This window comes from Herbidospora daliensis (assembly GCF_001570585.1).
Classification (GTDB): Bacteria; Actinomycetota; Actinomycetes; order Streptosporangiales; family Streptosporangiaceae; genus Herbidospora; species Herbidospora daliensis.
The window spans coordinates 120,722-141,727 of sequence record NZ_BBXF01000004.1; the positions used below are offsets into that span (position 1 = coordinate 120,722).

Consider the following 21,006-nt stretch of genomic DNA (forward strand, 5'->3'; position numbering starts at 1 on the left):
CGTGCCCGCACCAAAGAAGATCCTTCTCGACTGCGACCCGGGGATCGACGACGCACTGGCCATCGCCTTCGCCCACGGCTCCCCCGCGCTCGACCTCGTCGGCCTCACCACGGTGGGCGGCAACGTCTCCCTCGAACTGACGACGCTGAACGCGCGCAAACTGCGGGAGTTCCTGGGCTTCCCCGAGGTCCCCGTGGTGCCCGGCTCCGCCGGGGCGCTCGTCGCGAGCCGGATCGACGCCTCGGAGGTGCACGGCTTCGGCGGGCTGGGCGGGGCGGTGCTGCCGGAACCCCGGCTGCCGGCCGCCGGCGGGCACGCGGTCGACTTCATCGTCGACACGCTGGCGGCCTCCCCCGGCGAGATCTCCCTGGTCGCCGTCGGCCCGCTCACCAACATCGCCCTGGCGGTGCGCAAGGAGCCCCGGATCATGGAGTGGGCCCGCGACTTCACGATCCTCGGCGGGTCCTACACGCGCGGGAACCGCACCCCCGCGGCCGAGTTCAACATCGCGGCCGACCCCGAGGCGGCCGCGATCGTGTTCGGCGCGGGCTGGACGGTCAACCAGATCGGCCTCGACGTCAGCCTGACGGCCCTGGCCAGGGGCCCGGTCCTCGACCGGATGCGCGACCTGGGCCGGCTCGGCAGCGAACTGCTGATCCCCAGCCTGGAGTTCTACGGGATGACGACCGCCCACGACGGCCCGGCGGTCCACGACGCCCTGGCGGTCGCCTTCGTGGCCGATCCGAGCCTGTTCGAGTTCACCCCCGCCGTGGTCGACGTCGAGACGGCGGGCCGGTTCACCTCGGGCATGACGGTGATCGACTTCAACCTGCGCGGCCGCCTGCCGAACGCGAACGTGGCCCGGTCGATCGATGTGGCCCGGTTCTGGGAGCTCACGCTGGAGAGCTTCGCCGAGGTGGCCGATCGGCTTCCCTAGCCAGGTGCTCCGTGAGGATCAGGTGGGGGAACCGGTATCCCCTTCCGTCACGGCGGAGCAGCCCTAGGTCGGCGGTGTGCTCCATGAACCGCCGATGGCGGACCGGGAGCAGGCCGAACACGACGAGGAGGAGCCAGGCGACCAGCCCGCCGACGGCGGTCACGGGAAGCGCCGCCACGAAGGCCGTCCCCATGATCGACAGGAGCAGGACGGTCGGCGTCATGTACGAGCCCCCTTCTCCCGGCCCCCACAGGAGACCGGCCGGCAGGCCGATCGCCGCTCCCGTCAGGAGAGTCGGCAGCCCTGCGGTGAACCCCGTGACGCTCGGCTCCTGAACGGCCGCGTCGGTCGTCACCAGCAGCAGCGCGATGCAGAGCCCGAGCGCGATCCCCACGAAGACGGGCACGAGGTGCGTGCCCGACCAGGCGAAGTGGGCGGCCAGGCAGGCGCCGAAGAACGGGCTCCAGGTCGCCGTCTTGCGCAGCGCCCCGCCGACCCGCATGACGAGCATCAGCGCCGTGCCGAGCAGCAGGCAGAGTGCCGCCGTCCGGGCCGGCCACGGCACGGCGAGGCTCCCGGCCCAGCCCATGCCCACGATGAGGGCGGCTCCGGCCAGGCCGAGCAGCGCGCCGCACAACCGGCACCGGAGGCGGACCGGGCCCGGCAGGGGCGCCGGAGCGCGGTCGCCCAGCATCCACGCCCCCGCCGTCAGCCAGAACACGGCCACCAGCGCGGCCACCACCCCCCAGCCGACGCCCTCGGCCGCGACGAGGACGGCGGTGGCCGCCGCCGACCAGATGGCCATGGCCGTCGCCACCCCCTCGACCCCGAGGCCGGAGCGCAGGTCGGGCGGCAGCGCCCACCACCAGCCGAACGACCCGAGGCCGGGGCGGCGGCCGGGGAGGGTGCGGGTGTTCAGCGCCAGCTCGACGCGGGCGAGCTGGGGCATCCACCGGAGCACCTGCGCCTCGCGGAAGCGGTGCAGGGGCCGCCGCGGGCCGCGGAACACCTGCTGCACGTAGGAGGCGAGCAGGTCGTCCCGGTTCCAGCCGGCGGTCCCCGGGTTCGATTCTGCGACGGCCACGATCAGCACGAACAGCCAGAAGGGGGCGGTGATCAGGTCGAGCAGGCCGGGATCCCGCATGACGGCGTCTCGCGTGGGCCGCAGGCGGGGGCCGCCCTCGGCGAGGTAGCCGACCACCTGCGTGGCGGTGAGCGGGCGGATGGACACGGCGCCCCTCAGCCGGAAGCGCCGGGATTCCGGCAGTTCGTGATATTCGTCGGCGCGGCTGCCGATCACGAGGGAGAGCTGCGGATAGCTGTCGTAGAGGGCGTTGACCTCGGCCACGCAGCGGTTGCGGTGGTCGAGGGGGACCTCGTCGAAACCGTCGATCAGCAGGGCGAGCCGGCCGTCGGCCAGCCAGGCGTCGGCGAGCCCGTCGCCGATGCCGTAGAGCTTCTCGATCCGGCGGAACAGCCATTTCCGCAGGTCGTCAGGGGGGACGCGGCGGGAGAGCACCCGGCGGGGCCGGGCCCAGTCGGACAGTTCGAGCACGACCGGCAGCGGCGCGTCGGGCCGGTCGAGGAGGGCTTCGGCCAGTTCGAGGATCATCGTGGTCTTGCCCGCGCCGGGGGCGCCCAGGATGAGCATCGAACCGTCGAGGTGGTCGTAGACGTCGAGGGGCGTCGTGGCCGCCGACGAGGGCCAGGCGTCCTCGCCCCGTCTCACGTGCCACGAATGCGGCGGGGCGCCGACGGCGCCGGAGACCGCGTCGAGGTCGAGGCGGGCCCTGGCGATCCTGACCAGCGACTGGTCGAGGCGCTGGGTGACGTAGCGGCGGACGTTGCCGGACGCGCGTTCGTACTGGCCGGGCCGGACCCGGCCCGGCGCCTTCGGGCCGCCCCGCCTCAGGTGGTCGTGGACGCCGACACCGACGGCCACCGCGCCGAGGACGCCGACGAGAGGCCAGGTGTACGCGGGCGCGACCCCGCTGGTCGCGAAGTTGATCACGATCGGCAGGAGGATCAGGCCGACCGCCAGAACGATGATCCGCCCGATCTTCGGCACACTCGATTATCGCTACCTGGAATTAACACGTGACGGTATGCACGGAATCCGCCGTCGGTTATTTTGTCGACAATCGACGAAGGGCCTCCAGAGTGGATCTGCAGATTTCGGCGTTGAAGGCGGCGTACACGACCGGACTCCACCCCCGTGAGGTCGTCGCCGAGGTCTACCGCAGGATCAAGGCCAGGGGCGACGACGGCGTGTGGATCAGCCTCCGTCCTGAGGAGGAGACCCTCGCCGACCTGCCCGGCGACCCCGATCTGCCCCTCTACGGCATCCCCTTCGCCGTCAAGGACAACATCGACGTCGCGGGCCTGCCCACGACCGTCGCCTGCCCCGACTACGCCTACCGGCCCGCGCGGTCGGCCCCGATCGTCGACCGGCTGGTCGCGGCGGGCGCGATCCTGATCGGGAAGAACAACCTCGACCAGTTCGCCACGGGCCTGTCGGGCTCCCGCAGCCCCTACGGATCAGTGGAGTCGCCGCTGGTCGAGGGGCTGATCTCGGGGGGTTCGTCGTCGGGGTCGGCGGTGGCGGTGAGCGCGGGGCTGGTCGGCTTCTCGATCGGCACCGACACGGCGGGCTCGGGGCGGGTGCCGGCGGTGATGACCGGGACCGTGGGGCTCAAGCCGTCGAAGGGGCTGGTCAGCACGCTGGGCGTGGTGCCGGCGTGCGCGTCGCTCGACTGCCCGAGCGTGTTCGCGCTGAACGTCGCCGACGCCCGGACCGTCCTGGAGGTCATCCAGGGGTACGAGCCGGACGACCCCTGGTCGCGGGAGCTCACCCCCCGGACGGAGCCGATCAGGAGGATCGGCGTCATCCGGGGCGACGTCCACTGGGGCGAGGTGCTCACCCGGCTCGGCGACCTCGGCTACGAACTCGTCGACGTCGACCTCGAACCGTTCCTCGAAGCCGGGCGGCTGCTCTACGAGGGGCCGTGGGTGGCTGAACGCTGGAGCGTGCTCGGGCCGTTCGTCGAGAGCCACCCCGAATCCCTCCACCCGGTCACCGCGGCGGTGCTGAACAGCGGCAGCCGGGTCACCGGGGCGGACGCCTTCCGCGGCCTGCACCGGCTCAGGGAGCTGACGGCCCAAACCCGCCGCACCTGGGCCCAGGTCGACGCCATCGCCGTGCCGACCGTGCCGCGCACGTTCACGCTCGCCGAGATGGCCGAGGATCCGATCGGCCGCAACTCCGTCCTCGGCACCTACACGACCTTCGCCAACCTCCTCGATCTGGCCGGGATCGCCGTCCCGGCCGGCTTCACGTCCGCGGGCAGACCGCACGGCGTCACCCTGCTCGCCCCCGCAGGCGCCGACGGTCCGCTCGCGGACGCAGCCGAACGGTTCCAGACGGGGCGGGCGGGAGCCACCCCGTACCGGATCAGGAAGGGCGCGCCGCTGCTGGCGGTGGTGGGCGCGCACCGGACCGGCCACGCGCTGCATCCCGAGCTGGCCGCGCTCGGGGCCTATCCGGCCGGGATCGCCCACACGGCCGCCGCCTACCGCCTCTACGACCTCGGCGACCGGCCGGGGCTGGTGCGGACCGACGGCGGGGCGTCCATCGAGGTGGAGCTGCACCACGTCGAGACGGCGCGGCTGGGCGAGCTGCTCGCGAAGATCCCGCCGCCGCTCGGGCTCGGCTCCGTCGAGCTCGACGACGGGACCGTCGTCACCGGGTTCCTCTGCGAGGCCCACGCGGTCGCGGACGCCCTGGACATCACGGGTTACGGCTCCTGGCCGGGCTACGTGAACGCCCGGCCGTAACATCCGGCGGCATCGCGCGAAACATGGGTTTCCTACGCTCCGGACATGGCGGACATATTCGACTCATATGCCCTGGCCGACGCATGGGACGAGATGTTCGAGCGGCCGGGCACGCCCCGGCCGCCGTATCAAGGGCTCTTCGCGGCCCTGCAACCCCTCGGGGCCGACGAGCTCCGGTTCCGGGCCGACCAGCTGGCCCGGGTGTTCACCGACCGGGGGGTCACGTTCGACTACGCGGGCGAGGAACGCCCGTTCCCGCTCGACCTGATCCCCCGCGTCATCGACGCCGCCGAGTGGGACCTGATCTCCCGCGCGGTCCGGCAGCGGGTGCGCACGCTGGAGGCGTTCCTCGCCGACGTGTACGGCGGCCGCCAGATCTTCCACGACGGGGTCGTCCCGTGGGGGCTGCTGCACAGCTCCCCCCACTTCCACCGGATGGCCGACGGGATCAGGCCGGCGAACGGGGTGCGCGTCCACATCGCGGGGGTCGACATCATCCGCGACGAGGCGGGCGCCTTCCGGGTGCTGGAGGACAACGTCCGCACCCCGAGCGGCGTCAGCTACGTCCTGGAGAACCGGCTGGCGATGATGCGCACGCTCCCGGCGCTGTTCACCGAGCAGCGGGTGCGGGCGGTGGACGAGTACCCCTCCCGGCTGCTGGCCGCGCTCCGGCGGGCCGCCCCGGCGGCGATCACCGACCCGACGGTCGTCGTGCTCACGCCCGGGGTCTACAACGCCGCCTACTTCGAGCACGCCCTGCTCGCCCGGCTGATGGGCGTGGAGCTGGTCGAGGGACGTGACCTGGTCTGCGAGAACAACCGGGTCTACATGGTCACCACCCATGGCAAGCGGCCGGTGCACGTGATCTACCGGCGGGTCGACGACGACTACCTCGACCCGCTGCACTTCCGGCCCGACTCGACCCTCGGCTGCCCGGGGCTGCTGAACGCCGCCCGCGCCGGCACGGTCGCCATCGCGAACGCGGTCGGCAACGGGGTGGCCGACGACAAGCTGCTCTACACGTACGTGCCGGACCTGATGAAGTACTACCTCGGCGAGACGCCGCTCATCTCCAACGTGGAGACCTACCGGCTGGAGGACGCCGACACCCTCGAATGGGTGCTCGGCAACCTCGGCGACCTGGTGCTCAAGCCCGTCGACGGAGCCGGGGGCAAGGGCATCGTCATCGGCCCCCGGGCCGCCGACGAGACGCTGGGGCGGCTGCGGGAGAACGTGCAGAAAGATCCCCGAGGGTGGATCGCCCAGCGGCCGGTGGCGTTGTCGACCTCCCCGGCCCTGATCGGCGACCTGCCCCGGCCCCGGCACATCGACCTGCGGCCGTTCGCGGTCAACGACGGCGACGACGTCTGGCTGCTGCCGGGCGGCCTCACCCGGGTCGCGCTGCCGGAGGGCGAGCTGGTCGTCAACTCCAGCCAGGGCGGCGGTTCCAAGGACACCTGGGTGCTGTCGGAGCCCGGCCCGCGTATCCCGCACGTCGTCACCGGCGGCCACCTGCCGCCGGCCCATTGGCAACCGAGCCGCAACGCGGCCTGGGACGGGGAGACCGACCAGTGAGAGAACTCCTGAGCCGCATCGCCGAGACCCTCTACTGGATCGGCCGGTACGTCGAACGCTCCGACGACATCGCGCGCCTGCTCGACGTGTCCCTGCACCGCACCCTCGGCGACGACGAGGACTGGTCGACGGTGCTGGCCATCCTCGGCCACGAGGGCGGCGACAACCCGACGACCGAGACGATGATCCAGCGGCTGGCCTACGACTCGGCCACGCCGAGCTCGATCGCCGGGTGCGTCAGGGCCGCCCGCGAGAACGCGCGCGGGGTGCGGGAGATCATCTCCAGCGAGGTCTGGGAGTGCCTCAACGTCACCTGGAACGAGCTGCCGATCCGCCAGATCGGGGCCGAACGGCTCGGCCCGCACGGCTATCTCCGGTACGTCCGCGAGCGCGCCGCCCTGTTCTCGGGTCTGACCGACGCGACCATGAGCCGCGACGACGGCTGGTTGTTCATCGTGCTCGGCCGCAGCCTGGAGCGGGTCGACATGACCGCCCGCCTGCTGGCCGTGCACGGCGAGGTGCTGCCCAGCGAGTTCGCGCCGCACGCGGAGTCGATCGGCTGGAAGGCGCTGCTGGAGGCGTGCGGGGCCGACGAGTCGTTCACCCGCACCCACCGGGGCGACGCGAAACGGGTGCTGGAGTTCCTGCTGCTCGACCGGCTGTTCCCCCGTTCGGTCATGCACGCCCTCACCACGGCCGAGCAGTGCCTGGCCGAGCTCAGCCCCAACCAGGGCAGGGCGGGCATGAGCGACCCGGCGCGGGCGGCCGTCGGGCGGGTCAGGATGGCGCTCGAGTACGCCGACACGGCGGGCCTCGAGGAGCAGCTGCCCGAGCTGCTGATCACCCTCCAGGCGGCGTGCGTGATCGCCTCGGAGGGGCTGACGGAACGGTTCTTCCAGCACGCCTCGACGCTGCGCTGGGAGCTGGGCGTGCAGGCGCTGGGAGGTGCGGTGTGGAAACCGGCTGGCGTGTGAGGATCCGCCACTCGACGTTCGTGGAGTACGAGGGCGAGGCGGCGTCGTCGTACAACGAGGTCAGGATGACCCCGGTCGACGACCACCGGCAGGCGACGCTCGACTGGAGCCTGGTCGTCCGGCCGGCCACGCCGGTCTGGACCTACCGCGACTACTGGGGCACCCACGTCAGCGTCTTCGACGTGACCGGCGGCCACCGGACGCTCGCCATCGAGGCCGAGGCCCGGGTCGACACCTCACCCGTGCGGCCGCTGGCCAAGCCGCTGCCGTGGGAGGTGCTGCGGGCCGTCGGCGGCCCGGTCGCCGAGCTGCTGCGGCCGACCGAGCGGACCACGGTCAGCTGCGGCGAGGTCGGGCTCGTCCAGGCCCACGGCCGCGACCCCCATGAGACCGCCGAGGCCATCGCGTGGGCCGTGCACGAACGGGTGGAGTACGTGCCCGGCGCGACCGGGGTGCTCACAAGCGCGCAGGAGGCCTGGGACCAGGGGAAGGGCGTCTGCCAGGACATGGCGCACCTGACGGTGGCGCTGATGCGGGCGGCCGGGCTGCCGGCCCGTTACGTGTCGGGATACATCCATCCGGCGGCCGACGCGGTCGTCGGCGAGCCGGTCGCGGGGCAGTCGCACGCGTGGGTGGAGTACTGGGCCGGAGAGTGGAACGCGCTCGACCCGACAAATCGCTCAAAAGTAGGCGAAACACATGTAGTGGTAGCGCGCGGGAGAGACTACGCTGACGTACCCCCTTTGAAAGGTATTTACCAAGGACCACCTGCGGGAAGACAAGAAGTAAAGGTCGAAGTGACCCGGTTGGCGTGATCATTACGTATTACTGGGAAGGCTGAGACCAATACGAGAGAGGAGAGCCTCTTGTGAAAAGGGTCCAGATCGTCCAGCGCCCCCGTCCGCCCCGGCAGCCGCTGCCCATCGACCTACGCACTCCGTCGGGGCGGGTCCTCCCTTTTTGACCCGGCCCTTGTCTCACCGCCGGCCCGACGAAGCGTCGGCGGCCCGTTCATAACAACGCTCGAACCCTTCAAGGACCACCGGCCACGAGCATCTGACCGGCGACGTCGACCGATTGTGCTCGGCGATCGCCCCTCGTAGCGCAGGGTCCCCCGCGAGCCGGGCCACCGCACCGGCCAGCTCGTCGAAGGTGCGCCCCAGCAGGCCTTCCTTGCCCGGGCTCACGAAATCGGCCACACCGCTCTGCGACCGTGCCACCACCGGCACCCCCGCCGCGCGCGCCTCCAGCGCGGCCAGACCGAACGACTCCCGGGGCGCCGGGGCGACGAAGACGTCGGCCTCCGCCAGCAGCCCCCTGATCTGGTCCCGGGTGTACCTGCCCGGCATCTCGACCCAGTCGATCCGCTTCGCCTTCAGATGGCGCTCCATCTGGCCCCGTGCGGGCCCGTCGCCCACGATCGTGGCCCGCAGGGTGACGCCCCTGCGCGTTCTGGCCTTGGCGGCCTCCAGGAGCTTCAGGAGGCGCACGGGCTGCTTGCGCGGCGCCAGCCGCCCGACGGCGACCACGTGGACCTCGTCGGAGGGCACCCGGGCCGGGCCCTCGGGCCGCCAGCCCGACAGGTCGAGCCCGTTCGACACGACGTGGACGGGCGTCCGCGGCCCCGCCACCCGCCGGATGTGCCGCGCCGCCGCCTCGGAGACGGCCGTGCCGACCAGCCCCCACTCGCTCCAACTCGCGGCGTCGAGCGCGCGGTAGAGGCCGGCGGTCACCGGATCCCACATGCTGTGCACGGTCACCACCGTGGGCAGCCCCACCCGGTGGGCGGCCAGCACCCCCATCCACGCGAACGGCGACACCGCGCCCGTGTGGACGTGGACGACGTCGGGGTTCCGCTGCGTCATGATCCGGATCAGGTGGCCCGTGCCGCGCGGGTGGACCGGCAGGTCGAACGGCATGCGCGCGGTGGTCCGGTGGACGCCCGGCAGCGGCTCCCCCGGCGTGGCGGTGACCACCTCGACGTCGTGCCCGGCCTCGCGCTGGCTCCTGATCAGGTCGGCGACCTGCACCTCGATGCCGCCCAGCCGGGGCAGGTAGCAGTCGCTCACGTGAAGGATGCGCACCCGGTCAGCCTGACAGAGGTCCGGACCCGGCTCAAACGCGCGATCGGAGGGTGGGATCATGTGTCGGGTGAAGACAGCGGTGTTCTTTCACGCCCATCCCGACGACGAGGCGCTGCTGACGGCCGGGACCATGGCGATGCTCGCGGCCGAGGGCCACCGCGTGGTCCTGGTGGTGGCCACGGCGGGCGAGCACGGCCTGGCCGAACTCCCCCACGGCGACGAGCTCGGCGAGGCCCGCATGAACGAGCTCTACGACTCGGCCGCCCGCCTCGGCTGCGCCCGCGTGGTGCGCCTCGGCTACGCCGACTCGGGCCTGGAGGCCGGCGGCGGCGCCGAAGACCGCCCCGCCGACGCCTTCATGGACGCCGACATCGAAGAGGCAGCCACCCGCCTGGCCGCGATCCTCGACGAGGAGAAGGCCGAGCTCCTGACCATCTACGACCCTTCTGGCGGCTACGGCCACCCCGACCACGTGCAGGTCTACCGGGTCGGCACCCGCGCGGCGAAACTCGCCGCGATCCCGCCGATCCTCCTGGAGGCCACCGTCAACCGCGACCCCCTGCTGAAGGGCGTGCGGCTGGCCGCGAAGTTCTACCCCCAGCTCGACATCCGCTCGTTCGAGACCGCCTACTCCGCCTCGGCCGACATCACCCACCGGGTGAACGTCCGCAGGTGGACGTCGGTCAAGCGCCAGTCGATGGCCGCCCACGCGACCCAGGCCAGCGGCGGCGACGGCGACCGCACCCTGGCCGCCCTGCTGAAGATCCCGGCCCCGGTCTACCGCTACGTCTTCGGCACCGAGTGGTACGTCCGCCGCGACCTCCCCCCGGGCACCAAGATGACCCACCCGTTCGACGACTGACTCAGCCCGCCTCGCGGAGCGGCTGGAACTGAACGTCGAGACGCACTTCGAGCGCCTCGGCGAGACGTTCCAGCATGGGGATGGTGGGCATGGTGCCACCCGCCTCGAAGCGGGCGACCGCGGGCTGCTTGAGACCGGCCCGCTGCGCGAGTTCGGCCTGGGTGAGCCCGAGCTCCTCGCGGCGCCGGCGCACGGCCTCTCCCAACTCGAACCGGAGGCGGGCGGCTTCATGGGCTGCTCCGGCACCAGGACGTCCCATGATCTCGGCCCGCTTGTCGGCCCACGCCCTGCGCTCACCCATGGCCAGCACTCTCCTCCGCCGTGTGCGCCTCGGCGATACAGCGCTCCATGGCGCGCACCGCCCGCTCGATCTCACCGGGCTCGCGCATCCGCTGCTTCTTGAACACCGTGAGCAGGATGATCCTCCGGCCCGACGCGATCCAGTAGGTGATGCGCACCGCCTCGCGAGAGAGATGGAAACGGAGTTCCCGCAGCTTCCCGCGCAACTGCCTGGTGTACGGCTCTCCGAGCAGCACACCCCGCTCCGCCAGAAGATCGACGTAGAAGACGGCCGTCTCCTGATCGTCTTGGCTCAGCGAGTCGAGCCACTCGTCGATCTCGGGCTCCAGCTCCACCTCTCCCAAGTCATAACACGGACGTTATAAGGGAGGCAAGGGTGCCGTCCGGCGCACGACACATCAGACTTGGGGCCCTCACCTGGTTCGTACCAGAGGATGAGCGAAGCGGTCGTGGTGCCCGGCAGACTGGGCGCATGAACAGGTGGGTGCGGGTCGCCATGTCGGTCGCGTCGCTGGCGCTGGCCGCGGGGCTGATCGTCTACCTGCCCTCGATCATCGGGTCGCTCACCGGGGCGACGATGTCGTGGGGCCAGATCGGCGACCTGTTCGCCGCCGTCTCCTGGCAGATGGCCGCGCTGATGACCGTCGTGTGGCTGGCCAGCCTGCTCGCCTACACCTTCGTGCTCACCGGGTCGCTGCCCGGCCTCGGGCACACCCAGGCTCTCACCCTGAACGCCGCCGGGAGCGCGGTCAGCAACCTGCTGCCCTTCGGCGGGGCCGCCGGGGTGGCGCTGACCATGGCGATGACCAAGGGCTGGGGCTTCCCCGTCGGGGCCATCGTCGCCTCGACGCTGGTCAGCGGGGTCTGGAACATGATCTTCCGGTTCCTGCTGCCCGCCGTCGGGATCCTGGCCCTGCTGCTGTCGGGGACCGCGTTGTCCCCCACGGTCACCAAGGCCGGGTGGGCCGCCTCCGCGTCGCTGCTGGCGCTCGTCGTGATCGTCGGGGCGGCGCTGTTCTGGGACCGGGGGGCCCACGTCATCGGGCGCGGCGCCGACCGGCTCGTGGCGCTGTCGCCGAAGAAGATCCGGCCGGCCGAGCGGTGGGCCTCCGGCGCCATCCACAAGCTGCGCGCCGACATGGCCGGGGTGGTCCGGTCGGGCTGGCTGAAGATGTCGCTCGGCATGGTGTTCTTCCTCGGCTTCCAGTGGCTGATCCTGGCGCTCTGCATGGCCGGGACCGGCGCGTGGGTCGGGACCGCCCAGTCGATCGCGGTGTTCGCGCTGTCGCGGGTGCTGACGAGCGCGCTGGCCACGCCCAGCGGCGCGGGGTTCATGGAGGCCGGCACCGCGCTCGCGCTGATCGGGTTCGGCGCGGGCGAGGCGCAGGCGACCGCCGCCGCGATTCTGTTCGGTTTCTGGACGTACACGATCGAGATTCCGTGGGGCGGGCTCGCCCTCGGAGGTTGGGCGATTCTTCGCAAACGCGACGGGAAGCGGGAATCGGAACCGGTCACCCGCGAGAAAGCATCATGATCTTGCGCGACAATTGACCTCACTCTCCCCGAAGTGAGGATGACCGGTGAACGTCTTGTGTACCGTTTGGCGGCGCGCATAGCGTGGCGGCTGACATGAGCACGGTGGTCTTCCGGGTCCTGGGTCCGGTCGAAGCGTACGACGGCGAGAACGAGCTCGATCTCGGCGGCCTCCGCCAGCGGGCCGTCCTGGCCCGGCTTCTGGTCGCCCGGGGCCAGGTCGTACCCGTCGACACCCTCCTCTTCGACCTGTGGTCCGACGACGCCGCCAAGGGCGCGCAGTCGGGCCTCCAGGTGTACATCTCCCGGCTGCGCCGCGTGCTGGAGCCCAACCGTCCCCGTGGCGGGCCTAACCGGCTGCTGGTCACCGTCGCCTCCGGCTACGCCCTGCGGGCCGCGCCCGAGCAGATCGACGCCCTCCGGTTCGAGGCGACCGTACGGGCCGCCGGCGAGCGGCTCGACGACAATCCGCAGACCGCCAGGGCGCGGCTCGAGTCGGCCCTGGGGTTGTGGCAGGGCACTCCCTACAGCGACTTCCAGGATCAGCCCTGGGCCGAGGCCGAGGTGACCCGCCTGAGCGAGCTGCGGCTGGTGGCGCGCGAGCGCCACGCCGACGCCGGGCTGCGCCTCGGGCTCCACGCCGAGACCGTGCCCGACCTCGAGGCGCTCACCACCGAACACCCGCTGCGCGAGGAGGGCTGGCGGCTGCTGTCGCTCGGCCTCTACCGCTGCGGCCGGCAGGGCGACGCGCTGGCCGCGCTGCGCCGCGCCCGCACGATTCTCGACGACGAGCTCGGCATCGACCCGGGCCCGGCCCTGCGCAAGCTCGAAAGCGACATCCTGTCGCAGGCCCCGGCGCTCGACCTGACCCCGCTGCCGCGCCGGGCCGAGACCACCCCGACCTGGCCGCCGCGCCCGCTCGAAGTGAGCCCGCTGCCGCCGCTGGAGCCCGAGCCGTTCGTCGGCCGCGAGTCCGAGCTGACCACGCTGCTGGCCGCCGCTCCGCAGGCCAAGTCGGGCCGCCTCGCCATCGCGATGGTCGGCGGCGACCCGGGGTCGGGCAAGACCACGCTGCTGCGGCAGCTCTCCGGCCGCCTCGAAGGCCAGGGCTGGATCATCGCCGGGGGCGGCTGCCCCGACAGCGCGGCGACCCCGCCCGGCTGGGCCTGGGTCGAGGTGCTGCGGGCGCTGATCGCGCGGCGCGGCGCTGGTGAGTACGGCGCGCTGCTCGCACCGCTGCTCGACGACCACGCGCCGGTCCCCAACGACGACGACGCCTCCGGCGGCTTCCGCCTCCACCGGGCGGTCGGCGGATTCCTGTCGGGCGTGGCCCGCGAGGCGCCGCTGCTGATCACCCTCGAAGACCTCCACTGGGCCGACGACCAGACCCTCGCGCTGCTGCGCGCGCTGCCGAGCCTGCTGGCCGCCAGCCGGGTGCTGCTCGTGGTGACCTGCCGCGAGGGCGAGCTCAGCGACCCGCAGCAAGACGTGCTGGCCGCCCTGGCCCGCCTCGGCCCGGTCAGGGTCGAGCTCGACGGGCTGGCCCCGGCGCAGGCGGCCGAGCTCGTGCGGGCGACGTTCGTGCGCGGCGAGATCGACCACGACGTGGTCGCCGCGATCGTCGAGCGCACCGGCGGCAACCCGTTCTACGTGAAGGAGACGGTCCGCCTCTTCGAGGCGGAGGCCGACATCTCCCAGGTTCCTTCGGGTGTACGCGACGTGCTCCGCCGCCGCATCGCGCGCCTGCCCGAGAAGGCCCAGCAGATTTTGCTGCAGGCCGCCGTGATCGGCCGCGACGTCGACGTCGACGTGCTGGTCGACATCTCGGGCGAGGAGGACTCGGTCGTCGACGCCGTCGAGGCCGCCCTGCTCGCGGGCCTGGTCACCGAGCCCGGCGCGGGGCGGCTGCGCTTCGACCACGAGATGGTCCGCGACACCCTCTACTCCGACGCCTCCCGGCTGCGCCGCTCCCGCCTGCACGCGGCGGTCGCCTCGGTCATCGAGTCGCGCACCCCGGGCGACGTGGCCGCGCTGGCCCACCACTACGACCTGGCCGGCACCGCCGACACCGCCGCCAAGGCGGTGCGTTACGCGGGCCTGGCCGGCGAGCAGGCCGAACGCCGCTACGCCTACCGCGAGGCCGCCTCGCAGTGGGAACGCGCGATCAACGCCTACGACCGTTCCGGCGGCCGCCAGGTCAAGGAACGCATCGAACTCCAGGTCCGCACCATCCACGCGCTGGCGCTGGCCGGCGACATGACCGCCGCCCGCGCCCACCGGCGCGACGCGATGGACGTCGCACTCCCGCTCGGCGACCTCGAACTGACCGCCCGGGTGGCGGCCGCCCTGGCCGTGCCCCACAAGGGCATCGCGCGCGACTTCACCCGCACCGCGTGGGAGATCGTCGACGTCACCGAGAAGGCGCTGCTGGAGCTGCCGCCCAGTGAACACTCGCTGCGCGCCAGCCTGCTGGCCACCCTGGCCCTGGAGCTCGAAGGCTCCGCCACCCCGCGCGGCGAGCAGGCGTCGTTGGAGGCCGAGGAGCTGGCCCGCGCCAGCGGCGACCCCAACCTGCTGGCGATGGCGCTCAGCGGCCGCCTGCGGCAGTCCTACACGCTGGCCCAGGTCGACGAGCGCGAAGACATCGGCCGCGAACTGCTCCGGGTGGGCGCCGAGTCGGGCCAGATCTCCGTACAGACCCTCGCCCACCTGGTGCTGCTCGAATGCGCGGCCGCCCGGGGCGACTTCGCCGAAGCCGACCGCCAGCTGGCCCGCGCCGACCGCCTCGGCCAGCAGTACGGCCTGGCCGCCCCCGCCGCCGTGGGCGCCTGGTACGCCGGCCAGCGCCTCATGATCGCAGGCGACTACGCGGGCGCCGAGACCGCCTACCGCAACGCGGCCCGCCTGACCGCCCGCGCGGGCATGCTCGAAGGCCGCCAAGACCTGCCGCTGATCGCGACCTTCTGCCTCCACCTGGTGCAGGGCAAGGCCGACGAGATGGCCGACGCCCTCGGCGAGGCCCACACCCGCGGCGCGAAGTGGACCCTCGACGCCTACGCGGTCGCCCTGGCTGAAGCGGGCCACCTGCGCGACGCGCGGGCGGTGGCCGTGACGCGAGAGCCGGTCCGCGGCGACTTCCTCTACGAACTCGCGATGATCTGGCGAGCCCTGGCGGGCCTGCGCCTCGACGACGTCGACCGCATGACCGAGGCCTACACGGCCCTGCGCCCCTTCCACGACCGCATCGCGGGCGCGGGCACGGGCGTGGTGGCGTTGTGGCCGGTCGCCCGGACCTTGGGCGACCTGGCGGTCAAACTGGGCCACCCCGACGCCCGCGCCCACTACGAGAAGGCGCTGGCGGTGGCCCGACGGGTCGGCGTACAGAGATGGGTCGACGACGCGGAGATCGCCCTCGACCGCGCCTGAACCGTCAGCCGAACCAGGCGGTGACCAGCACGGTGTCGGGGTGACGCGCCATCTTCGTGACGAAGACCTCGACCAGGTGGTCGCCGGCGTGCTTTTCCACGCCGGCGACGAGGATGTCGCCCTCCACGGTCTCCTCGGCCACCCGGGCCGCCGAGACCGGGCTCCACCCCGTGGACCGGAACCGGCCGGTCAGTTGGCGGACGGACGCACCGTCGACGTGCACGGCTATCGACGGCCCGGATTCCGGCGGCGCGCAGCCGCTGTCGCCGTCGACCTGACTGCGGCCCTGCTGCGGCAGAACCGGCACGACGATCCGCGTCAACCGGTCGATCTCCACAGCGCTGTCGGCGACGCAGCCGGGGTCCTCCCGTTCGAAGAGGTACGCCACGTAGCGGTCGGCGGCGTAGAGCGCCGTCACTCCGGCCAGGACCACCGCGACCGCGATCGTCCCGACGAGGATCTTTAATCGCATGTCGATCATTGTCGTCCCGCCGGCGGGACGTACGGGAACTCGTTTCTCGGTTTCGGGGTGACCGACTCGCGGCCGATGCCCAGGGTCACCGGGGTGTTGGCCGCGAAGGAGAACATCACGTCCGGGGCGTTGTCGGTCAGGGCGCGGCCGTTCCAGCCCGCGAAGGTGAACGCCGCCTCGGTGCCGATCCGGTACGGCAGCAGGTTCGGGAGCATGCGTTCCATGACCGTCCGCGCGTAGGCGTCCGGGTCGGCGGCGGTGCCGTAGGCGCGGACGACCCCGGCGACCTTCGAGCGGATCGCCTCTCCGTGGACGCGGACGTCGTCGGCCGGATCGTTGGTGTTGAGGCGGTCGCCGAGGTCCTCGTCGTACTGGGTGAAGAGCGGGTGGATCATCGGGAGGCCGCAGCGGTTGATCGGGTGCCAGCCGCCGCTGTCGGTGGCGAGGTAGGTCTGGGCCCAGACGCCGATGTGGCCGTCGGGGCCGGCGACGGGGCGGAGTTCGTCGTCGGGGAGTTCCAGGACGATCGAGTAGACCGTGTGGCCGGCGAAGAGGTTGCCCGCCTTGTCGGGGTTCCAGCCGGTCAGGTCGACGGTGGTGCCGTGCTGGAAGGCCTGGCCGACGGCGTGCAGGACGTCGGGTTCGATCCAGAACGAGTCGCCCGCCTGGCCGATCCAGACGCGGCCGCCGCAGTCGAGTTCGACGGTCTCGCCCAGGCGGCCTTCGGCGATGAGCTTCTCCTCGCCGGCGGCCACGTGGTGGAGGCGGAAGGTCTGGCCGCCCTCGGCGTCGCGTGCGCCGAAGGTGAAGCGGAAGGTCACGTCCTCGACGGCGTCGCCGGTGCCGTCGATCTTGAATTCGTAGCGGCCCTCCGGGTGGAGGCCCTTCGGGGCGTCGGGGCCGGCGAAGGAGTGGCTGTGGTCGGCGGCGATGACGGTGCCGCGTTCCCCTCGGAAGACGTAGAGGTCGCAGACGTCCAGGCGCGGGTCCTGGCGGGCGAGGGGCGAGTCGAGGTGGTGGGACATGGGTGTGCTCCCCGGTCTCAGGGTGGGTCCTGACCTGACCCACCCTGCCTCTCGCCCGGAAGATCCCGGTCTATGAATCAGCAGTCGACCTGGAACTTCTCGCTGATGAGCCGGTTGTCCGCCACGTCGAGGACCGCCCGGTAGAGGCCGGGGTTGCCCGGGACGCGGACCCGCCAGTCGACGGTGCGGGCGGCGCCGTCGAAGCCGCCGGTGCCCGACAGGTAGTCCTGCCACGCCTCGGCCGCCGGGCTGTAGCGCTGGAGCGTCCAGGTGTAGGAGACGGCGCCCGAGTCGGCGACCGTGCGGACGCGGTAGGCGCAGTCGGCGAGGTCGTCCACGGTCAGCACGCCCGGTTCGGGGGCGGGGAGGCGCTTCTCGGCAGGCACCGACTGGGCCGACGACAGGGCGACGGAGCGGGCCGGTTCGTCGGTGACGGCGGTTCCGGTGAAGTAGGCTGCGGCGACCGCGAGGGTGGCGACGAGGAGCCGCAGCGCGGTTCCGCCGCCGCTCGCGACGACCGGGGCGAGGCTGCGGGATTTCATGCCTTTTTTGTAGAACGCCATGGTTGAGCGGTGGTTGCCGTCCGCTTGCAGGGGCGTGTGGTGCCTGGCGCGGTCCACGATGCGTCGCTTAAGGTAAGGCTGTCCTAATTCCCGGCAAGAGGCGGCACACGGTGGAGTTCGGGGACCCGTTGTTCGGGCTGCCCTACTGGCTCGTCGGCGCGATCCTCACGGTCGCGCTCTTCGGCGCCTTCCAGGTCTACTACTGGGTGGGCCACAAGGTCGGCGACGCCGTCTACGAGTCGCGGCTCGGGCGCAAGATCGGGCAGGAGCGCATCACCAAGGTCGAGAATGTCGTCCGCAAGTGGGGGGCGCTCGCGGTCTACGGGTGTTTCTTCGTGCCGGGCCTGCGGCACACGCTGCCCTGGGTGGCCGGGGTGCTGCGCATCAACTACCGCTGGTATCTGGTCGCCAGCGCGCTGGGCTGCCTGACCTGGGCGCCGCTGGTGTGGTTCGGCCTCTATTCGGTCATCTGGGCCTGGCTCGGGCTCGCCGCCGACTCGCCGGTGATCGCGGCCGTGCTCGCCGTCGTGGTACTGGCCCTCGTGGCCTTGTACGTCTGGCGGCGCCGCCGCGGCCGCGACACGCCGGCGGCCTCCCAGGCGGGTTAGAGCTCCGAGTCGTCGAGGACCGCCTCCGGCGCGGTGCGGCGTACCGACTCGATGCCGTTCACGCAGGCCGCGCGGCTGGTGAACGCCTCGCTGACCGCGATGGTCTGCCCGTTGCCCATGACGAGCCGGAACCGGTAGGCCCCCGCCGCGTCTCTGCTGATGACGAATCTGCTCGCCATGTGTTCCCCCCGAATGCCGTCCGGCCGTCGCAGGCCTACCCGTGCGATCATGCGGGCATGCGTGCCGCCGTTCTTCTCAGTGCCGTCCTCACCTGGGCAATCCTCCTTTCGTCGCCCGCCCACGCCGACCCTCGGGTGACCGCGAAGGAGGTCTACGTCGTGGATCTCACGACGGGAACGGTCCCGTTCGCCAAGCACGAGAACCGGCGGGTGCCCGTCGCCAGCCTGACGAAGGTGATGACGGCCTACGTGGTCAGGGAACAGGCCGACCTCGACGACCTGGTGACGATCACCGCCGCCGACGTGAGCCACGCCCACTCCAGCGGCGCCACCCACGCCGGGTTGCGGGCCGGGGAGCGGCTCACGGTCCGCCAGCTCCTCTACGCGCTGCTGCTGCCCTCGGCCGCCGACGCGTCGAACGCGCTGGCCCGCACCTACGGCCCCGGCAAGGGCCGCTTCGTCGGCCGGATGAACGCCGCCGCCCGCGACCTCGGCCTGGGCGACACCCGGTTCGTGAACGCCGACGGGCTGCCGGCGCCGGGGCAGTACTCGACCGCCCGCGACCAGCTGGAGCTGACCCGCGTGGTGCTGAAGGACCGGGTGCTGGCGCAGATCGCCCGGACCCGGGTCGCGCGGGCCGGCGGGCACACCTGGACCAACACCAACAAACTGCTCGGCACCACGCCCGGGGTCATCGGGCTGAAGACCGGTTTCACCAGGGCGGCGGGCTACTGCCTGGCGTTCGCGGCGCGGCGGGACGGACGCACCTACCTCGGGGTGATCCTGGGCGACACGGGAGACCTGCGGCGGTTCACGACGGCGCGGAACCTGCTGAGCTGGGCCGAACGAGTGAGTGACAGGCGATAGCGGCGGCCGCCACGACGTTGAGGGAGTCGACCCCGTTCTTCAGCGCGGCGGGGCTCATCGGGATGCGGACCCGCTCGGTCGCCTGGCCGAGCCAGCGCGACGACAGGCCGTCGCCCTCGGAGCCGAGCAGCAGCGCCGCCTTCTCGCCCAGCCTGACCTCGTCGATCGGCACGGCCGAGGCGTCGGGGGTGAGCGCGAGGGTGTCGTAGCCGTCGAGGGCGGCCAGGCCGCCGTGCCAGTCGTCCATGCGGGCCCACGGGATGGCGAAGACGGCGCCCATCGAGACCTTGATCGCCCGGCGGTAGAGGGGGTCGGCGCAGCGCGGCGACAGGATCACGGCGTCGACCCCGAGCGCCGCCGCCGACCGGAAGATCGCGCCGACGTTGGCGTGGTCGACCAGGTCTTCGAGGACGATGACCCGGCTGGACCGGCGGGCCAGCGCGGCGACCGAGGGCGGCGCCAGGCGTTCGAAGGAGGCCAGCGCGCCCCGGTGGACCGGGAAGCCGGTCACCTGCTCCATGAGGGAGTCGCTCACGACGTACACGACCTGGTTTTCGAGCACGTCGGCCAGGTGGGTGAGCCACTTGGGAGTGGTCAGGAAGGCCCGTGCGGGGTGGCCGGTCTGGAGGGCGCGGCGGATGACCTTCTCGCCTTCGGCCAGGAACAGGCCGTGCTCGGCCTCCAGGCTCTTGCGGAGCTCCACGTCACGCAGGTGGGTGAAGTCGGTCAAGCGCGGGTCAGCCGGGTCGTGGAGCTCGATGACCATCACGCAAGCCTACCCTTGCCACCCCTTGGCGACGGCAAACCGGCGTGACGGTCCGTGGCCGATAAAGTACTCAGCGCTGTATCCGGCGGTGCGAGGGCGATCGGGGGTCAAGGTGCCTGACCAGCGGACGCTCGCGCGCCCGGCCGTTTCGGCCGAGAGCTGGCTGAGGGACGCCCGCCGCGCGCGCCTGCTGTCGGTGGCGACCCTCGGCTGGCTCGGCGCCGAAAGCCTGGTCGGCGTGTACGCCGGCTGGACCGCCGACTCGGTCGCGCTGCTCGGCTGGGGCCTCTCGGCCCTGGTCGAGGCGCTGGCCAGCCTCATCGTGTTGTGGCGCTTCACCGGCGCCCGCCTGGTGTCGCCGCTGGCCGAGTTCCGCGCGACCCGGATGGTCGCGGTGAGCTTCTGGCTGCTGGCGCCCTATCTCGTCCTGCACGTGCTCCACGACCTGGAGAACGGTCACCGGGCCGCGCCGACCGCCCTCGGCGTCCTGGTCACCACGATCAGCCTGGTCAGCATGCCGGTCCTCGGATGGGCCAAACGGCGGGTCGGGGCCCGCCTGGCCTCGGCGGCGACGAGGGGCGAGGGCACCCAGAACGTGCTCTGCGGGCTGACCGCCGCCGGGGTGCTCGCCGGGTTCGCGGCGGGTTCGATCGGGTGGTGGTGGGCCGACCCGCTGGTGGCGCTCTCGCTCGCGGCGATCGCCGTCTTCGAGGGCGGCAGGGCCTGGCGCGGGCACGTCTGCGACCACTGAAGCGAGAGCACGGCGACGTCCATGCCGGCGTCGCGGAGGGCGTCGATCACCTCTGAGGCGCCGCCCGGGACCGTCCAGACCCGGCCGTGGCGGCCCGTCAGCTGGACCGCGCGCAGCCCCGGAACCGCCCGCATCGCCTCTCTGGCCGAGGGCGGCAGGCCGGGGCGGTTGAACTCCAGCAGGAGGAGATCTCCGTCACGCATCCCAGCCCCCCGGGTGCCTATTCGCCCGATTTGACGAACACGATACA

20 protein-coding genes are annotated in these 21,006 nt (G+C 72.2%); 11 read left to right on the plus strand and 9 right to left on the minus strand.

Annotation, left to right across the window (positions count from 1 at the left end; genetic code table 11):
* Position 1 precedes the first annotated feature (1 nt).
* On the plus strand, positions 2-937 hold the full coding sequence (locus tag AW274_RS20825) for a nucleoside hydrolase (protein WP_062435125.1): 936 nt from the start codon (positions 2-4) through the stop codon (positions 935-937).
* Here AW274_RS20825 and AW274_RS20830 read toward each other — a convergent pair.
* A complete protein-coding gene (locus AW274_RS20830) occupies positions 894-3,005 on the minus strand; it encodes an NACHT domain-containing protein (RefSeq protein ID WP_062435129.1) in 2,112 nt (703 codons plus the stop codon). The genes AW274_RS20825 and AW274_RS20830 overlap by 44 nt on opposite strands.
* A gap of 92 nt (positions 3,006-3,097) precedes the next feature.
* On the opposite strand from AW274_RS20830, the gene atzF reads away from it, so the two are divergent.
* From atzF to AW274_RS20850, 4 genes are read left to right on the plus strand one after another with little or no spacing between them, the layout of a single operon-like run.
* Positions 3,098-4,771, plus strand: a complete 1,674-nt coding sequence (gene atzF / locus AW274_RS20835) for an allophanate hydrolase (RefSeq protein ID WP_063813523.1) — start codon at positions 3,098-3,100, stop codon at positions 4,769-4,771.
* Positions 4,772-4,816: 45 nt separating this feature from the next.
* Positions 4,817-6,346, plus strand: coding sequence for a circularly permuted type 2 ATP-grasp protein (locus AW274_RS20840; protein WP_083974598.1), 1,530 nt, complete (start codon positions 4,817-4,819; stop codon positions 6,344-6,346).
* Positions 6,343-7,320: an alpha-E domain-containing protein gene (locus AW274_RS20845; protein ID WP_062435132.1), complete on the plus strand. Its 978-nt coding sequence runs from the start codon at positions 6,343-6,345 to the stop codon at positions 7,318-7,320. The genes AW274_RS20840 and AW274_RS20845 overlap by 4 nt, the downstream gene beginning before the upstream one ends.
* The gene (locus tag AW274_RS20850) at positions 7,317-8,135 is read left to right on the plus strand and encodes a transglutaminase family protein (RefSeq protein ID WP_232320208.1); all 819 of its coding nucleotides are present in this window, start codon (positions 7,317-7,319) and stop codon (positions 8,133-8,135) included. The genes AW274_RS20845 and AW274_RS20850 overlap by 4 nt, the downstream gene beginning before the upstream one ends.
* 162 nt (positions 8,136-8,297) lie before the next feature.
* Here the strand turns inward: AW274_RS20850 and AW274_RS20855 are convergent, their stop codons facing one another.
* Positions 8,298-9,404 carry a glycosyltransferase family 4 protein gene (locus tag AW274_RS20855; protein ID WP_062435137.1) on the minus strand — a complete coding sequence of 369 codons (1,107 nt, stop codon included), beginning with the start codon at positions 9,402-9,404 and terminating at the stop codon, positions 8,298-8,300.
* A gap of 67 nt (positions 9,405-9,471) precedes the next feature.
* Here AW274_RS20855 and AW274_RS20860 point away from each other — a divergent pair, with 67 nt between their 5' ends.
* Positions 9,472-10,266, plus strand: coding sequence for a PIG-L family deacetylase (locus AW274_RS20860; protein ID WP_232320209.1), 795 nt, complete (start codon positions 9,472-9,474; stop codon positions 10,264-10,266).
* Position 10,267: 1 nt separating this feature from the next.
* On the opposite strand, the gene AW274_RS20865 is transcribed toward AW274_RS20860, so the two are convergent.
* Both AW274_RS20865 and AW274_RS20870 read right to left on the minus strand, forming a co-directional pair.
* A complete protein-coding gene (locus tag AW274_RS20865) occupies positions 10,268-10,567 on the minus strand; it encodes a helix-turn-helix domain-containing protein (protein ID WP_062436162.1) in 300 nt (99 codons plus the stop codon).
* Positions 10,560-10,901 (minus strand): type II toxin-antitoxin system RelE/ParE family toxin, encoded by a 342-nt coding sequence (locus AW274_RS20870; protein ID WP_083974600.1) that lies wholly within the window; start codon positions 10,899-10,901, stop codon positions 10,560-10,562. Before AW274_RS20870 ends, AW274_RS20865 begins: the two co-directional genes overlap by 8 nt.
* Before the next feature lie 137 nt (positions 10,902-11,038).
* On the opposite strand from AW274_RS20870, the gene AW274_RS20875 reads away from it, so the two are divergent.
* Both AW274_RS20875 and AW274_RS20880 read left to right on the plus strand, forming a co-directional pair.
* Complete coding sequence (locus tag AW274_RS20875; RefSeq protein ID WP_062435145.1) at positions 11,039-12,100, plus strand: lysylphosphatidylglycerol synthase domain-containing protein; 1,062 nt, start codon at positions 11,039-11,041, stop codon at positions 12,098-12,100.
* A gap of 95 nt (positions 12,101-12,195) precedes the next feature.
* On the plus strand, positions 12,196-15,525 hold the full coding sequence (locus tag AW274_RS20880; protein ID WP_062435148.1) for an ATP-binding protein: 3,330 nt from the start codon (positions 12,196-12,198) through the stop codon (positions 15,523-15,525).
* A 4-nt stretch (positions 15,526-15,529) separates the two neighbouring features.
* On the opposite strand, the gene AW274_RS20885 is transcribed toward AW274_RS20880, so the two are convergent.
* From AW274_RS20885 to AW274_RS20895, 3 genes are all read right to left on the minus strand, one after another.
* Positions 15,530-15,997 (minus strand): hypothetical protein, encoded by a 468-nt coding sequence (locus AW274_RS20885; protein ID WP_157520590.1) that lies wholly within the window; start codon positions 15,995-15,997, stop codon positions 15,530-15,532.
* A 5-nt stretch (positions 15,998-16,002) separates the two neighbouring features.
* A complete protein-coding gene (locus AW274_RS20890) occupies positions 16,003-17,022 on the minus strand; it encodes a DUF4331 family protein (RefSeq protein ID WP_062435154.1) in 1,020 nt (339 codons plus the stop codon).
* A 77-nt stretch (positions 17,023-17,099) separates the two neighbouring features.
* Positions 17,100-17,564: a hypothetical protein gene (locus AW274_RS20895; RefSeq protein ID WP_157520593.1), complete on the minus strand. Its 465-nt coding sequence runs from the start codon at positions 17,562-17,564 to the stop codon at positions 17,100-17,102.
* Between the two features lie 131 nt (positions 17,565-17,695).
* On the opposite strand from AW274_RS20895, the gene AW274_RS20900 reads away from it, so the two are divergent.
* The gene (locus tag AW274_RS20900) at positions 17,696-18,193 is read left to right on the plus strand and encodes a DedA family protein (protein WP_232320210.1); all 498 of its coding nucleotides are present in this window, start codon (positions 17,696-17,698) and stop codon (positions 18,191-18,193) included.
* On the opposite strand, the gene AW274_RS20905 is transcribed toward AW274_RS20900, so the two are convergent.
* The gene (locus tag AW274_RS20905) at positions 18,190-18,372 is read right to left on the minus strand and encodes a YegP family protein (RefSeq protein WP_062341358.1); all 183 of its coding nucleotides are present in this window, start codon (positions 18,370-18,372) and stop codon (positions 18,190-18,192) included. The genes AW274_RS20900 and AW274_RS20905 overlap by 4 nt on opposite strands.
* 57 nt (positions 18,373-18,429) lie before the next feature.
* Between AW274_RS20905 and AW274_RS20910 the strand changes: the two genes are divergently transcribed.
* Positions 18,430-19,239: a D-alanyl-D-alanine carboxypeptidase family protein gene (locus AW274_RS20910; RefSeq protein WP_062435163.1), complete on the plus strand. Its 810-nt coding sequence runs from the start codon at positions 18,430-18,432 to the stop codon at positions 19,237-19,239.
* Here AW274_RS20910 and AW274_RS20915 read toward each other — a convergent pair.
* A complete protein-coding gene (locus AW274_RS20915; protein ID WP_062435165.1) occupies positions 19,184-20,005 on the minus strand; it encodes a TrmH family RNA methyltransferase in 822 nt (273 codons plus the stop codon). The two genes, AW274_RS20910 and AW274_RS20915, sit on opposite strands and share 56 nt — an antisense overlap.
* Before the next feature lie 112 nt (positions 20,006-20,117).
* Here AW274_RS20915 and AW274_RS20920 point away from each other — a divergent pair, with 112 nt between their 5' ends.
* Entirely contained in the window at positions 20,118-20,756 is a 639-nt protein-coding gene (locus AW274_RS20920; protein ID WP_062435167.1) for a cation efflux transmembrane domain-containing protein, read from the plus strand.
* Positions 20,757-21,006 lie beyond the last annotated feature (250 nt).